Consider the following 14,373-nt stretch of genomic DNA (forward strand, 5'->3'; position numbering starts at 1 on the left):
GGCGAGCGCGTGGATGAATTGCGTCAACCGGCGCCGGCCAGCCCCGGCATCCCCCGCCGCAAGGCTGTGACAGCCAAGGCGACGAGGGCCGGACTGCCGTCATCTCAGCTGGCGTCGACGTATTTCCGCCAGTCGTGCTCCTCGCGGAAACCGAGGACCTCGCGGATTTTCCGGTTGGAGAGCGGTGCCTCGAAGCCGTCAAGTGGACGGCTCAGCTTGATGTTCGGCACGTGCTTGGCAAGGAAGTCGGCGGTCGGCTCGCGGGCGGTGATGGTGTCGTTGACGGCGTTGAACACCTGGAAGCCGAGCCCGTCCTTCTTGATGCAGAGATCGACGATCTGGCCGAGGTCGCGCGCGTCGATATAGCTCCAGGCATTGCGCTTGCGCGACATCGGGTCGGCGAGGAACTTCGGAAACATGTCGTATTCGTGCGGCTCGATGACGTTGCCGATCCTCAGCGCATAGATGTCGGCGCCAGATCGCATGGCGAAGGCACGCGCCGTCTTCTCGTTCAGGACCTTCGACAGACCGTAGCTGTCCATCGGGTCGCTGTCGTAGTCTTCATCCAGTGGCAGCGAGTGGAAATCCTTGTCACCGTCGGCGAAGCAGACGCCGTAGGTGGTCTCGCTGGAGGCAATGATGATCTTCTTGATGCCGAGCTTCACCGCGGCTTCGATGACGTTGTAGGTGCCGATCGTGTTGATCGCGAAGGTCTCGTTGTCCGGCCGGATCTGAACGCGCGGGACGGCGGCGAAATGCACCACGGCGTCGATCTCAGCCGGGCCCTTGCCGGTCTCGTAGTCGCCGAGGTCGAAATGGCTGGAGAGGGCGTTGAACATCTGCCCGCTGTCGGAGATGTCGGCGATCAGCGTGTTCACGCCGGGGCAGGCCAGCGGCAGGAGGTCGACGTTGAGGACGGTGTGGCCGCGCTGGGTGAGGTAGGGCACGACATGGCGTCCGGCCTTGCCGGTGCCGCCGGTGAAGACGATGCGCTTGCTCATGATGATCTCCAGAAATGCGAAGGCGGACGCCCCCGCGAGGCGTCCGCATATAAGGGGGTGCCGGCCGGGTGCTACTGGCTCTGGCGGAAATTGCGGATGCGGTCGAACAGCACCGCGAGGAGGATCGCGCCGCCGATGAAGACGCCTTGCCAGAAGGCGTTGATGCCGAGCAGCCCGAGGCTGTTGCGGATCACCTCGATCAGCGCCGCGCCAATGATGGCGCCGAGCGCCGTGCCGATGCCGCCGGCAAGGTTTGCCCCGCCGATGACCGCAGCGGCGATCACCTGCAGCTCCATGCCCGAGCCGATGTTCGTCGTCACCGCGCCGAGCCAGCCGGTCTGGATGATGCCGGCGATCCCCGCCATGACGGCCGAGATCATGTAGACCGCGACCTTGATCGGCTTCACCGGAATGCCGGTGAGGGTCGCCGCGTGCTCGTTGCCGCCGATCGCGAAGACATGCCGGCCAAAGCTCGTCCAGCGCAGGACGAAGCCCATGATCAGGCCGAGCACCACCATGTAGACGACGGGGTTGGCGATGCCGAACAGCCAGGCGCCGCCGCCGAGCGCCAGCAGCTGCTGGTGGTCCGGGCCGAACTCGAACACCACGGTGTTGTTCGACGCGACCATGGCCAGGCTCCGCGCGATCGACAGCATGCCGAGCGTCACCACGAAAGGCGGATAGTCGAGATAGGCGATGAGGATGCCGTTGAACGCGCCGACCACCAGCGCCGTGCCGATGGCCGCGGCGATGCCGACCTCGATAGAGTAGCCGGCATGCATGGTGACCGCGAGCACCATGCTGGTGAGGCAGAGCACCGAGCCGACCGACAGGTCGATGCCGCCGGAGATGATCACCAGCGTCATGCCGAGGGCGATGATCGCGACGAAGGTGACGTTGCGGGTGATGTTGTAGAGGTTCTTCGACGTCGCAAAGGAGTCGGTTGCGACCGACAGGAAGAGGCACGCGAGGATCACCGCGACGAAGACCCAGAAGGTCTGGCTCGCGAACTGCCGGGAGAGCCAGCTTTTCGGCTTCTGCTCGAGGGGTTGGTCCAGCGTCAATGCCATGGTCGACCTGTCGTATTGCCGGAAGAAAGGGGTCCGCAGGACGCCGCGGGACGAAAAGATCGCGGGGGCGGGAAGGGTTTCGGGGCCATGGTTCAGGCCGTCTCGATCGCGCCGGTGATGAGGCCGGTGACCTCCTCTGGCGAGCTGGCGGCGATCGTCTTGTCGGCGACCTTGCGGCCGCGGCGCATGACGATGACGCGGTCGGCGACATCGAAGACGTCGGGCATGCGGTGGCTGATGAGGACGACGGTGATGCCCTGGTCGCGCAGGCGGCGGATGAGGTTCAGCACCTCGGCGATCTGGCGGACGGAAATCGCCGCGGTCGGCTCGTCCATCAGCACGATCTTGGCGTCCGACAGCCGCGTGCGGCCGATCGCCACCGCTTGGCGCTGGCCGCCGGACATCTTGCGCACGAGGTCGCGCGGCCGGGTCTCGGACTTCAGTTCGGCGAAGATCTGCGCCGAGCGCTTGTACATCGCGGCATAGTCAAGGACCTTGAACGTGCCGATGCCGCGCTTCAGCTCGCGGCCGAGGAAGACGTTCGCCGCCGCCGTCAAATTGTTGCAAAGCGCGAGGTCCTGGTGGACGATCTCGATGCCGTGCTGGCGCGCCTCGACCGGCTTGTTCATCACGAGCTCGGTATCGTTCATCTTCAGGCTGCCATGCGTCGGCCGGAAGTTGCCGGCGATCATCTTGACCAGCGTCGACTTGCCGGCGCCATTGTCGCCCATCAGGCCAACCACCTCGCCGGGCTGCAGCGTGAACGATACGTCGTTCACCGCATGGATGGCGCCGAAATGCTTCGACACGTTGATGAGCTGTAGTACCGACACGTGCCGCTTTCCTCCCGTGCAGGATGCGCGGCGCCGGCTTCGATCTCCGCCGAAGGCTTTGGCCGCATCCCCGCAGGCGGGGGCATCGTGCGGATGCCATACCGCACAGTCTGCGTCCGGCCGTCAACCGTCAGCCAAGCAAATATAACCAAGTTTTCGCCGTGCAGATTGACGCTGCTTCGCGCTCTCGATTACATGATAGGCAAGGGATGGGGCGGCTCTATTGTTGCACTGCGCTGTTTTTGAGCGGTTGCAGCAATAGTGATCGTATATTCCATTGATAACGTTCGGGCCAGTGATGGGGCAGTCGATGTTCGGCCGCCGCGTCGCCGTGCCTGCGCTCATGCCGGGTCCTTCGGGAAAGCCGGTTTCATGGCGGATCGCCCGGCACAAGGGCGGCGGCCACTATCGCACAGCCAGGTCCAGAAGGACCGGCGGGGCATCTCGGGAGGAAACACCATGCGCAAACTCACTCTGCTGCTGGCCGCGGCCACCATGGCGCTGGCGGGCGCCGGGCCGGCTTTGGCCAAGAAGCAGCTGGTGATCGTCGTGAAGGGCCTCGACAACCCCTTCTTCGAGGCGATCAACCAGGGCTGCCAGAAGTGGAACAGCGAGAACGCCAGTTCCGAATATGAATGCTTCTACACCGGCCCGGCCTCGACCTCGGACGAAGTCGGCGAGGCGCAGATCATCCAGGACATGCTGGGCAAGGCCGACACCGTGGCCATGGCGATCTCGCCGTCCAATGCCAAGCTGATCGCCCAGACGCTGAAGACCGCCGCGCCGACGATCCCGATCATGACGCTCGACGCCGACCTCTCCGCCGACGATGCCGCATTGCGCAAGACCTATCTCGGCACCGACAACTACCTCCTCGGCTTCAAACTCGGCGAATACATCAAGAAGGCAAAGCCGAACGGCGGCAAGATCTGCTCGATCCAGGGCAATCCCGGCGCCGATAACATCCTGCGCCGGGCGCAAGGCACGCGCGACGCGCTGACCGGGCAGAAGGGCATCGCCGCGCTCGCCGGCGAGGGCGGCTGGACCGAAGTCTCCGGTTGCCCCGTCTTCACCAATGACGACGGCGCCCGCGGCGTCCAGGCGATGACCGACATCCTCGCCGCCAATCCCGATCTCGACGCCTTCGCCATCGAGGGCGGCTGGCCGCTGTTCGGGGCGCCGCAGCCCTACCGCGATCTCGTCAAGCCGTTGGCCGAGCGGATCGCCAGCGGCGACTTCGTGATCGCCGCCGCCGACACGATCGGCGACGAGGTGGCGATCGCGAGGGAAGGTCTCGTCACCGCGCTCGTCGGCCAGCGGCCGTTCGAGATGGGCTACAAGGCGCCGGGCGTCATGATCGACCTGATCGAGGGCAAGGCCGTCGCAGACCCGGTCTTCACCGGCCTCGACGAATGCACCAAGGACACCGTCGACACCTGCATCCAGAAATAAGATCGGCGACGGGGAGCCATTCCGCTTCTTCCCCGTTGTCGCGCGTCTCGTGCAATCGGGCCGGCCTGTTTCGACAGGCCGGCCCGATGTCATTCTCCCGTCGCTTTCGGAAGGCACAAGGCCGGCACTGTCACGGAACTCGATACCATGCGTCACGTCCTTCTTCTCGCCCCCCGGCATCGCCGCGGCTACACCGATTCGGCGATCCTCGACGCCAAGGCGCGCGGCGACATGCCGACCGCGGCGCGCGGCGCCACGGACGAGGCCTATCTCGCTTCGTCGATGGGATGGCTGGGCCGGGTCGAGGCGATCGCCGTCTATGACGACCTGCCGCTGACCGCGACGATGCGCGCGATCATCGAGAAGGCCGAAACCCTCGGCCTGGCAGTTGAGCACCGGCATCTGCCGCTGGAGCGGCTGAGCGTCATCGACCGCATGGCGATCGCCGCCTGAGCAGGTCGCGACGGCATCGCGGGCATCTTCTCGCGGCGCCGCTTTCGGCCTCCTGAGCCCTCACGTCACAACGAAAAACGGCGCCACTTTCAGCGGCGCCGTCCGTTTTCGTGAGGTCAGTCGTCTTACGGCGATCGTCAGGCCGCGTCGGCCCGTCGCGGCAGGCGCCAGTTCGGCCGGATGAAGTGGCAGGTATAGCCGTTCGGGATGCGCTCGAGGTAATCCTGGTGCTCCGGCTCAGCGAGCCAGAAATCACCCACCGGCGAAAGCTCGGTCACGACCTTGCCGGGCCACAGGCCGGACGCGTTGACATCGGCAATGGTGTCCTCGGCCACCGCCTTCTGCTCGGGGCTCGCGTAGAAGATCGCCGAACGGTAACCGGGACCGCGGTCGTTGCCCTGGCGGTTCGGCGTCGATGGATCATGGATCTGGAAGAAGAATTCCAGGAGCTGGCGATAGCTCATCACCTCCGGCTCGAAATTGATCTCGATCGCCTCGGCATGGGTACCGTGGTTGCGGTAGGTGGCGTTCTTCACGTCGCCGCCGGAATAGCCGACGCGGGTCGAGACGACGCCTGGCATCTTGCGGATCAGATCCTGCATTCCCCAGAAGCAGCCCCCTGCCAGAACGGCGCGTTCGGTGGTCATCGGATGTCTCCTATCGGATTGGTTCGCTGGACCCTTGAGATAGGAAGTTTCCGCTTCGTTTCCAGCCGCTTCGCCCGCCGTCCTCCGCCTTCAATGTGTGGCGATGATGAGAGCTGTGCCGCGCTGCATCCGCAGGCAAAACGTTGCTGCGGCCGGCCCGGTGCAACCCAAGACTTGCCAGCGGCACCCAGCAAAATTGGGCCGAGCAGCTACGCCCCCCGCTGATCATTGCGCCGGCGCCACCTATATCCGCAGCATGAGAGCGACGATCCAATTTGTGGGAGAGGCTGAATGACGGCCCTGATACCGTTCGACAACAGCTATGCCCGCCTGCCCGAGAACTTCTATGCCCGGGTGCTGCCGACGCCGCCGACAACGCCGCGGCTGATCAAGCTGAACCGGGACCTCGCCGTCCAGCTCGGTCTCGACCCGGATGCGCTGGAAACGGCGGAGGGTGCCGAGATTCTGGCGGGGAAGCGGGTTCCGCTCGGTGCCGAGCCGATCGCGCTCGCCTATGCCGGCCACCAGTTCGGCAGTTTCACGCCGCAGCTCGGCGATGGGCGGGCCATCCTTCTCGGCGAGGTCGTCGACCGCGATGGTGGTCGCCGCGACATCCAACTGAAGGGGTCCGGTCCGACGCCCTTCTCCCGCCGCGGCGACGGGCGGGCGGCGCTCGGGCCGGTACTGCGCGAATATGCCGTCAGCGAGGCGATGGCGGCGCTCGGCATCGCGACGACGCGTGCGCTGGCGGTGACGACGACCGGCGACAGCGTCGTCCGCGAGACCGATCTTCCAGGCGCCGTGCTGGCGCGGGTGGCGGCGAGTCACATCCGCATCGGCACCTTCCAGTTCTTCGCCGCGCAAGGCGACGGGGCGGCGCTGAAGCACCTCGCCGACCACGCCATCGCCCGGCACTATCCCGATGCGGCGCTGGCCGAGTCGCCCTATCGGGCGCTTCTCGACGGCGTGATCGGGCGCCAGGCGGATCTGGTGGCACGCTGGATGTTGGTCGGCTTCATTCACGGGGTGATGAACACCGACAACATGTCGATCTCCGGCGAGACCATCGATTACGGCCCTTGCGCCTTCATGGACGCTTATGATCCGGCGGCGGTCTTTTCCTCGATCGACCAATATGGCCGCTACGCCTTCTCCAACCAGCCGGGCATTGCGCAGTGGAACCTGACGCGGCTTGCCGAGTGCCTGCTGCCGCTGCTGGCCGAGGAGGAAGCAGCGGCGATCGAGATCGCGCAGGAGTCGCTGGCCGGCTTCGCTGACCTCTTCCATGCCGCCTATCTCGGCGGCCTTCGTCAGAAGCTCGGGCTGACCATGGTGCGGGAAGGGGACGACGCGCTGGCGCAGGATCTGCTCGGCCGGATGGCGACGGGCAAGGCGGATCACACCTTGACCTTCCGGCGCCTTGCCGATGCGGCAGCCGATCCCGCGGCCGACGGGGCCGTTCGCGCGCTGTTCGATGCGCCCGAAGCCTTCGACGAATGGGCGGTCCGCTGGCGCGCACGGCTGGCCGAAGAAGCCGGCGATCCGCAAGGACGCCGGACCGCGATGCGCGCGGTCAGCCCGGCGATCATTCCGCGCAATGCCGAGGTCGAGAAGATGATCGCGGCCGCCGTCGGCGCCGGGGATTTCGCGCCGTTCGAGCGCCTCGTCGCGGCACTGGCTGAACCCTACGCCGATCGGCCGGAATACGCGGAGTATGCAAGTGTCCCGGCGACGGCCGAGCGCCCGTACCAGACTTTCTGCGGCACCTGAGCTCTCGCGCCGATGGATCGCGCGGGAGCAATACGTGCGCTTTCTCCCGCCAGACACTGGATCATGACAGCCGGCTGCCCCATGCTTCGGGCATGGGAATTGAAATTGAGCGTAAGTTTCTCGTCCGCGACGACAGCTGGAAGACCGTTTCCGGTAGCGACAGCGTTTCGATCCGGCAGTTCTATCTCGGCCGCCGCGACGCCTTCTCCGTCCGCGTCCGCATCGTCGACGAACGCGACGCCTTTCTCACCATCAAGACCGGCAGCGGTTTTACGCGCGGCGAGTTCGAGTATCCCATCCCCTTGGCCGACGCGCTCGACCTCGAGCCCGCGCGCGTCGGCATCACCATCGCCAAGCGCCGGTACCGGCTGCCGCACGGCGATCATCTCATCGAGATCGACGTTTTCGGAGGAGAGCTTGCACCGCTAATCGTGGCCGAGATCGAGCTCGAGACGGAAACCGATATCGTCGTGCTCCCGGCATTTCTCGGCCGCGAGGTGACCGGCGATCCCGCCTTCTCCAATGTCCGCCTGGCGACGGCCGGCATCCCGGACGCCGCCACGACCCTCTAGCGTCGAGCGTGCCGCAGCGCGATGCTCGGCTTGCCCCACCCGTTCATTTCACCCGCATGATGTTGCCCGCACGGATTTGACATGAGTTTTCGGATCGACCCCGCCGCCCCGCTCGACGCTGACGTCCGGCGCATTGCCGGAGAGCAGATCGACAAGGCCATCGCCCAGCTCGGCGCGACGTCGTCCGGCGGAGACCGCGATACGGCCATCCACGACGTGCGCAAGCGCATGAAGAAGCTGCGCGCGCTGTTCCGCCTGGTTCGGCACGGCGACGCGGCTTTCTACAGACAAGAGAACGCCCGCCTGCGCGACGGCGCGCGCCTCCTGTCGTCCGCGCGCGACCGCACCGCGCTGATCGAGGCGCTGGATTCGCTGGGGCAGGACGTGCCAGCGAGCCTTTCCACCGAAGCGGTCGACGCAGCTTTTGCACCGCTCCGGTTGGAACTGCTCGCCCGGCGCCGCGATGCCGAAGATGGCGAGGGCGGCACCGATGCCCTTATCGCGGGCACGATCGACACCTTGCAGGCCTGCCGGACGGCGCTCGACGGTCTCCGCTTCCCCCGCTCAAAATCGCGCGCCGTCGCCAGTTCGGGCTTTGCCGCTACGCACGCGGCGGCGCGATCGGCCTTGAAGGTCGCCGAGAAGACCGGCGAGGCGGAGGACCTCCATCTCCTGCGCAAGCACGTCAAATATCTCGGCTTCCATCTGACGCTCCTCGCGCCGCTCTGGCCCGAAGCCTTCGCCCCCTTGCGCCAAGCCGCGGGCGACATTGCCGACGATCTCGGCCGTGACCACGACTTCGCCGTGCTGCGCGAAGAGATCGAGGCGGGGCAGCATCCGCTGGTGCTCGCCTTGATGGACAGGCGGCAGGCCGAGCTTCAGGACAAGGGGCTTGTCTTGGCCCGGCGTCTCCTGGCGGAGAAGCCGGCGGCCGTCGAAACGCGCATTGCCCGCCTCTACCGGGACGCTCGGAAGGGTTCTGTCACGCAGATGTGAACGCCGCTGGGTTGCGATGGCGAGGCCTCGAATGGGCCAACGCCGAGGCCTTCCCCGTGGCTCGCAAGTGTTGTGGTTTTGCAGCACCGTGAAAGACGATTCGCATTGCATGCCAAGCTTTTGCGCCGCCATCAAAATTCCGGTGGAACCGGCTGAATCCTTCGTGCATGCTCTGATTCGTGAGGCTGCTATGAAGCACACGGCGGCAGCTGGCGCACGTCAGGCCCTCTAGAGAAGGGCTGTTAAGGGGAGGTTGTAATGCTGAGACTTGCATCGCAGAACCTCAAAAGCCGCACCATACTTCTGATCGAACGGGACGAAGTCTGTGCAGGCGAGATGATGGCCGCGGTGAAAGCGGCCGGTGGACAGTTGGCGGGTTGTGTCAGCTCGGGCATGGGGGCCGTGGCCTTTGCCCGTCGCCAGCGGATCGACTGCGTCATGGTTCATACCCAGACACTGCTGCGGATTTCGTTTCCGCTGAACGAGGTGATGGCCTCGCTTGGCGTGGTCGTCGTGCCGGTGACCTCGTTCGACGAATGGTACGATCTCGACGACGAAGAAGACGAGGAGCAGCCGCTCGAGCTCTTCCTGGCGGCGTGCGCCTGAGAATCGAGGCTTGAGAGAACGGCGGGCGTTGGTGTCGTTCGCATCGCCATGCCATCGACGGCATTTCCGCGAGTATTCCCTTACTATCATCATCCGCGGGATCGCTCGAAGAGGGAATCCCGCGGCTCTCAAACTCTCAGCCGGTCCTTCCCGCCCAGGAACCGTCCTGACGGTACCGCTCTCGTGCTGGCCGCGGTGACGCCGGCGTAGGCTTTCGGGGCCGGCGGGCGCAACCGACTGGGCGGCCGGGTGGTCATCCACGCGCAGATGCTTCCTTTGAGGCGGCACGTGGCACGCCCTGAAACATTCCGGTTTCCCGGCTGGTCCTGTAGGACAGGGCCACCGGGGCGCACGCCCCGCATGGGGGAACCGCTGGGCATGTTGACCGCGCACTGCAAGGTAAAGCTTGAGGATCCGCAGGAGACCTTGCGCGAACTTCTCGAACATTACGAGGAGCACGGCACCGTGACGCTGGGCGAGGGGACCGGCTTGATCGTCACGCCTTTCGGCACGGCGAATCTCGTCGCCGGCGCGAGGACGATCCGCATCTCCATTGAGGCGGGGGACGAGACCAGCCTCGCTTACATGACCTACGGCATCGCTTTCCATCTCAACGAGTTCTCGCCGGACAGGCCGCCGCTGGTGCGCTGGGAAGGACATCACACGGTGGGGGTGACGCCGCCCTATTTCCGCGAGATGACAGTCGTCTCGGCCGAGGACGTGACGCCATCGATGCGCCGGCTGGTGCTGCGGACGGACAATGTCGAACGCTTCGCCCGCGATGGCATCCATGTGCGCCTGCTGTTTCCGCCGAAAGGCCGTCCACCGGTCTGGCCGGTGACCGGCGAGGATGGCTGTCCGCAATGGCCGACCGGCGACGACGCGCTGGTCACCCGCGTCTACACCGTGCGCCGCCTCGATGTGGCGGCCGGCGATATGACGGTGGACATCCTCCGCCACGACGGTGATGCGACGCCCGGCTCGGTGTTTGCGATGACCGCGCAGCCCGGCGACATCGTCGGCGCCGTCGGACCCGCGGGAGAAGCGCTGCCGGAGGCCAGCAAGCTCTTCCTCTTCGGCGACGAGACGGCGATCCCGGCGATTGCCCGCATTCTCGACGCGCTTCCACCGACCGGCACCGCCCGCGCCGTCATCGAGATCGCCGGGCCGCAGGAGCGCCAGCCTCTGCCAACCGGCGCCAATATCCACATCGACTGGCTGCAGCGCGGCGAGCGGAGCCTCAGCGAGGCCGCCGCGCTGCTTACGCCCGGCGATCTAGGCGAGGACGGCTTCGTCTGGGCCGGCTGCGAGTTCGCCGACTTCAAGGCGATCCGGCGCCATTGCCGCACGGTGCTCGGGCTCGCCAAGCACCGGCATCTCGTCACCGCCTATTGGCGACGCGGGCATGCGGGCGACCTCGACAGCTGATTCCGGCGTTCCGCCGGGACGCAAGTACCCCGGCCAAGCGGCTCGATGATCGCCGCGGCCCCTTCAAGGGCTGCACGGCGCTCGCCCAGTGGTTCGTCGCCTGGTTTCGCCGTCGCCGGGTTGTCCGGCGCTGAGCCGCGTGGCTCAGAAGCGGTACTTGATCGACCCGATGATGTCGCGGCCTTGCTCGCGGTAGCAATAGGCGTCGGCGCAGGTCACGTCCCGCTTGTCGAAGAGGTTCTTGGCGTTGATCTGCGCAGAGATGCCGTCGAGCTTGGGGTTCGCCTTGCCGAAATCATAGGACAGCGCAGCATCGACGAAGACGCGGTCGTCGTTGCGGCGGGTGTTTTCTGCGTCGGCGAAGCTCTCGCCCTGGAAGCGCAGCCCGAGACCGAGGCCGAGGCCCTCGGCAAGGTTTGCCGGCAGCTGATAGCCGCCCCAGACCGAGAACTGATGCGCCGGAATGCCGACCGGCACCTTGCCGACATTGTCGCCGCCGGTGATCTCGAGATCGACATAGGTGTAGGCGGCGGTGAGGTCGATGCCCTCGGCAAGGCTCGTCGTCGCCGAGACCTCGAAGCCGCGGGACTGCACCTCGCCGAGCTGGATCTGGAAGAATTGGTTGTCGGGGTCCTGCGACAGGACATTGGTCTGGTTGATCTCGAACAGCGCGGCGTTGACCGAGAGGTTCACGTCGTCCGGTGCGTATTTGACGCCGAGCTCGACCTGGTCGCCCTTCGTCGGGTCGAAGGCGAGCCCCGCGGCATTGGTGCCGATGGTCGGCGCGAAGGAGGTGGAATAGCTGACATAGGGCGAGATGCCGTTGTCGAAGAGATAGGAGAGCCCGGCCCGGCCCGAGAACTGTTCGTCGTTCTGCTCGGTGTTCACGAATGTCAGGTCGTTTCGGTTCTTTGTGTCGAGCCAGTCATAGCGCCCGCCGAGGGTCAGCACGATGCGATCGTATTCGGCTTGGTCCTGCAGGTAGAGGCCCAGCAGGCTCTGCTTCGTGTTGGTGCGGGCGCCGAAATTGGCCAGGCTGAAATCATCCCCGGATGGTCCTTCGATCGGCTGTTCCCCGTAGTTGGGATTGACGAGGTCGAACGGCGGCACGTCGGCATTGGCGCCGTAGCGATAGCTGGTATCGCTATAGCTGTAGTCGAGGCCACCAAGCAGCGTATGGGTGACCGGCCCGGTGTCGATGTTGACCTGGACCTGGTTGTCGACGGCGATCGAATCGGCGTCGTCGAAGATCTGCCCGGCGGTGCGGCTGGCTGTGAGCCCGTCATCGGCGATCTTACCGAAGGAAACGAAGCGCATGTTGGTGTCGACCGACTGGTAGCGCAGGTTCTGGCGCACGGTCACGGTGTCGTCGAAGCGGTGCTCGAACTCGTAGCCGATCCGGGCCTGCCGGCTGTCGAGGTCGCGGAAGCGAGGATCGCCTTCCTCCAGATTGGTGATCTGGTTGTTGAAGGTGACGTAGCCCGCAGCGCCGCCGGACGTCAGTTCGGTGTATTCGCCAAGGATGGTGAGATGGGTGTTGCGGTCGGTGGAGCGCAGCGTCAGGGCCGGCGCGATGTAGCGGCGGTCGTCACGGGCGGCGATCAGCTCGGTGTCGGCGCTGCGGGCGATGCCGGTCAGGCGGTAGAGCACGTTGTCATTGCCGCCGAGCGGGCCGGAGGCGTCGAAATTGCCTTGATAGCGCTTGTTCGAGCCGATCTGCGCCTCGACCTCGCGGAACGGCGCATCGGTCGGGCGCTTGGAGATAACGTTGACGATGCCGCCGGGCGGGCCGGCGCCGTAGAGCACCGAGCTCGGCCCCTTGAGGACCGAGATGCCGTCAAGGCCATAGGGCTCGAGCCGCAGCACCGAGTAAGTGCCGCCGAGGCTGCGCAGGCCATCGCGGTAGAAGCCGTTATTGCTGACGTTAAAGCCGCGGATGAAGACGGTGTCATAGCGCGGGTCGAAGCCGTAGGTGCCGACGCGCACGCCCGAGGTGTAGGCGACGGCCTCGACCAGCGACTGAACCTGACGGGCTTCGAGCTCCTTGCGGGAGACGACGGCGATCGACTGCGGCACTTTCTTGAGGTCGGTATCGGTCTTGGTGCCGACCCGCGCGGCCTTGGCCACATAGCCTTCGGTCGCAAGGCCACCGCCGGTTCCGACGCCCGCATCGCCGGCCGTCCCGCCTTCGAGCGTCACCGCCTCCAGCACGATCGCGTCTTCGGCAGCGGCAAGGCTGGCGGACAGAGCGAGGCAGGAGCAGCCGAGGAGCCCGGACAGGACGAGGCGACGGGAGCGGACCATGGCAAGATTCCCTGATGACAGCGGCCGGCGGCCGCTTGGCCGTCAGTACGTAAAGTTGACAAATACAGTCAACATTAAGTCATCCTGAAACCGCCGATCAGGGCGGGACAGGGGGCATTAGCCGGAACTGTTGCCTAAACACCGCAGGAGGCTTGGCCTCAACCTCATCTCCGAATGTCGATGGAGGGACGATGATATGGCTCCGCGGCGCCCCTCGCGACTGACCTGCCGCCGGAGCACCATCCGCTTCGGATCAACGCCGTGCAGGACATCTGCCCTGCTACGCCCACAAGATCCGTGCCGTTCCGCCCACGACATTTGCGGCGCCCTGTGTGAAGTCGGCGCCGACGTCACGATGGATCATCGCTCCTGGCCCCGGTCCTGCGGCCTCTGACAGCTCGCCGACGCGAAAGGCCTCGCTGGACAGAGTAGCCGGCGGACTGCGCTACCAGCTGTCGACGGTCAAGAGCATCGCGACCATGGACCTCCGCACCATTCCCCAGTCGTCAAAACTCACCGCCGGGATCTCGAAGCGGTCGAGGACGACCACCCCGTGGTGCCGCGGGTCCCGCGAGATCTGGACGAACAGGGCCTCGACGGCCTCGACGGAGCCTTCCAGCACCTGCATGACCTTCCGGCCGTCGACCGCCAGAATCCCGGTGATCGCATGGGCACGGTTCCATTCCGCCGACCATGCGACGATCGCGACGAGATCGTCCTGCGTGGTCGCTTCGGAGAGGGTGCTGGCGTAGCGGAGGCGGATGAGCATGAACCGAACCGTATTGTAGACTGCTGAGATGGTCTTACAGCGGCTCCATCGGAGCCCACCGGCCGGAATGTTGCAACCCTCAAGGGCGACAGCCAAGCGAATGGAACGGTCACGGTGGCCTATGCGCTCACATGCCTATTCCCATCCGGCTCAGCCGCGCCGATCCGTCTATCGCCGATCAACTCGCCATCAGGTCGAGCCGTTGCAGCCGGACAATGGGGTCAGGGGAAGGCGTGGTGCCCAGGGACGGAGTCGAACCGCCGACACTGCGATTTTCAGTGGGCAGAACTTGCGCCTAAGCCCTTAATTACAAAAGTAGATAATGATGATGTGCTAGGTCTGCGCTAACCAGACGAGGGCTTCACCTTAGCTCCGGGCCAACGCAGACGATTGCCCATCGATGCCAGTCCGTTGGCCTCCCGGGGCGACGTCGATGTGTATGCGAAACATGGTAGTCGGCACGGATCCTGCC

The 14,373-nt window shown here is 65.6% G+C and carries 13 protein-coding genes and 1 tRNA gene; 7 read left to right on the forward strand and 7 right to left on the reverse strand.

From position 1 onward, the window contains the following. Window positions 1-104 precede the first annotated feature (104 nt). The 3 genes from ACZLZY_RS19715 to ACZLZY_RS19725 all read right to left on the reverse strand — a co-directional run bounded on the left by ACZLZY_RS19715 (window position 105) and on the right by ACZLZY_RS19725 (window position 2,904). On the reverse strand, window positions 105-1,001 hold the full coding sequence (locus ACZLZY_RS19715; protein WP_472935753.1) for an NAD-dependent epimerase/dehydratase family protein: 897 nt from the start codon (window positions 999-1,001) through the stop codon (window positions 105-107). A 71-nt stretch (window positions 1,002-1,072) separates the two neighbouring features. Continuing rightward, entirely contained in the window at window positions 1,073-2,071 is a 999-nt protein-coding gene (locus ACZLZY_RS19720; protein WP_472935754.1) for an ABC transporter permease, read from the reverse strand. Between the two features lie 92 nt (window positions 2,072-2,163). Beyond that, window positions 2,164-2,904: an ATP-binding cassette domain-containing protein gene (locus ACZLZY_RS19725; protein ID WP_472935755.1), complete on the reverse strand. Its 741-nt coding sequence runs from the start codon at window positions 2,902-2,904 to the stop codon at window positions 2,164-2,166. Window positions 2,905-3,363: 459 nt separating this feature from the next. Here ACZLZY_RS19725 and ACZLZY_RS19730 point away from each other — a divergent pair, with 459 nt between their 5' ends. Beyond that, a complete protein-coding gene (locus ACZLZY_RS19730; RefSeq protein ID WP_472935756.1) occupies window positions 3,364-4,356 on the forward strand; it encodes a substrate-binding domain-containing protein in 993 nt (330 codons plus the stop codon). Window positions 4,357-4,503: 147 nt separating this feature from the next. Then, complete coding sequence (locus ACZLZY_RS19735; RefSeq protein ID WP_472935757.1) at window positions 4,504-4,809, forward strand: hypothetical protein; 306 nt, start codon at window positions 4,504-4,506, stop codon at window positions 4,807-4,809. A gap of 137 nt (window positions 4,810-4,946) precedes the next feature. On the opposite strand, the gene msrA is transcribed toward ACZLZY_RS19735, so the two are convergent. After that, window positions 4,947-5,456: a peptide-methionine (S)-S-oxide reductase MsrA gene (msrA, locus tag ACZLZY_RS19740; RefSeq protein WP_472935758.1), complete on the reverse strand. Its 510-nt coding sequence runs from the start codon at window positions 5,454-5,456 to the stop codon at window positions 4,947-4,949. A 291-nt stretch (window positions 5,457-5,747) separates the two neighbouring features. Between msrA and ACZLZY_RS19745 the strand changes: the two genes are divergently transcribed. The 5 genes from ACZLZY_RS19745 (at window position 5,748) to ACZLZY_RS19765 (ending at window position 10,828) form a co-directional block, all read left to right on the forward strand. Next, window positions 5,748-7,226, forward strand: a complete 1,479-nt coding sequence (locus ACZLZY_RS19745) for a protein adenylyltransferase SelO (RefSeq protein ID WP_472935759.1) — start codon at window positions 5,748-5,750, stop codon at window positions 7,224-7,226. Between the two features lie 92 nt (window positions 7,227-7,318). Continuing rightward, on the forward strand, window positions 7,319-7,798 hold the full coding sequence (locus tag ACZLZY_RS19750) for a CYTH domain-containing protein (protein WP_472935760.1): 480 nt from the start codon (window positions 7,319-7,321) through the stop codon (window positions 7,796-7,798). Between the two features lie 81 nt (window positions 7,799-7,879). Continuing rightward, complete coding sequence (locus ACZLZY_RS19755) at window positions 7,880-8,794, forward strand: CHAD domain-containing protein (protein ID WP_472935761.1); 915 nt, start codon at window positions 7,880-7,882, stop codon at window positions 8,792-8,794. 258 nt (window positions 8,795-9,052) lie between these two features. Next, window positions 9,053-9,400: a hypothetical protein gene (locus ACZLZY_RS19760; protein WP_472935762.1), complete on the forward strand. Its 348-nt coding sequence runs from the start codon at window positions 9,053-9,055 to the stop codon at window positions 9,398-9,400. A gap of 378 nt (window positions 9,401-9,778) precedes the next feature. Further along, complete coding sequence (locus tag ACZLZY_RS19765; RefSeq protein ID WP_472935763.1) at window positions 9,779-10,828, forward strand: DUF2218 domain-containing protein; 1,050 nt, start codon at window positions 9,779-9,781, stop codon at window positions 10,826-10,828. A 144-nt stretch (window positions 10,829-10,972) separates the two neighbouring features. Here the strand turns inward: ACZLZY_RS19765 and ACZLZY_RS19770 are convergent, their stop codons facing one another. The 3 genes from ACZLZY_RS19770 to ACZLZY_RS19780 all read right to left on the reverse strand — a co-directional run bounded on the left by ACZLZY_RS19770 (window position 10,973) and on the right by ACZLZY_RS19780 (window position 14,203). Next, the gene (locus tag ACZLZY_RS19770; protein ID WP_472935764.1) at window positions 10,973-13,132 is read right to left on the reverse strand and encodes a TonB-dependent siderophore receptor; all 2,160 of its coding nucleotides are present in this window, start codon (window positions 13,130-13,132) and stop codon (window positions 10,973-10,975) included. 445 nt (window positions 13,133-13,577) lie between these two features. Further along, window positions 13,578-13,901, reverse strand: coding sequence for a BLUF domain-containing protein (locus tag ACZLZY_RS19775; protein ID WP_472935765.1), 324 nt, complete (start codon window positions 13,899-13,901; stop codon window positions 13,578-13,580). A 234-nt stretch (window positions 13,902-14,135) separates the two neighbouring features. Continuing rightward, window positions 14,136-14,203, reverse strand: a tRNA-OTHER gene (locus tag ACZLZY_RS19780). Window positions 14,204-14,373 lie beyond the last annotated feature (170 nt).

The sequence above is a fragment of the Mesocryomonas lacus genome, assembly GCF_055730135.2.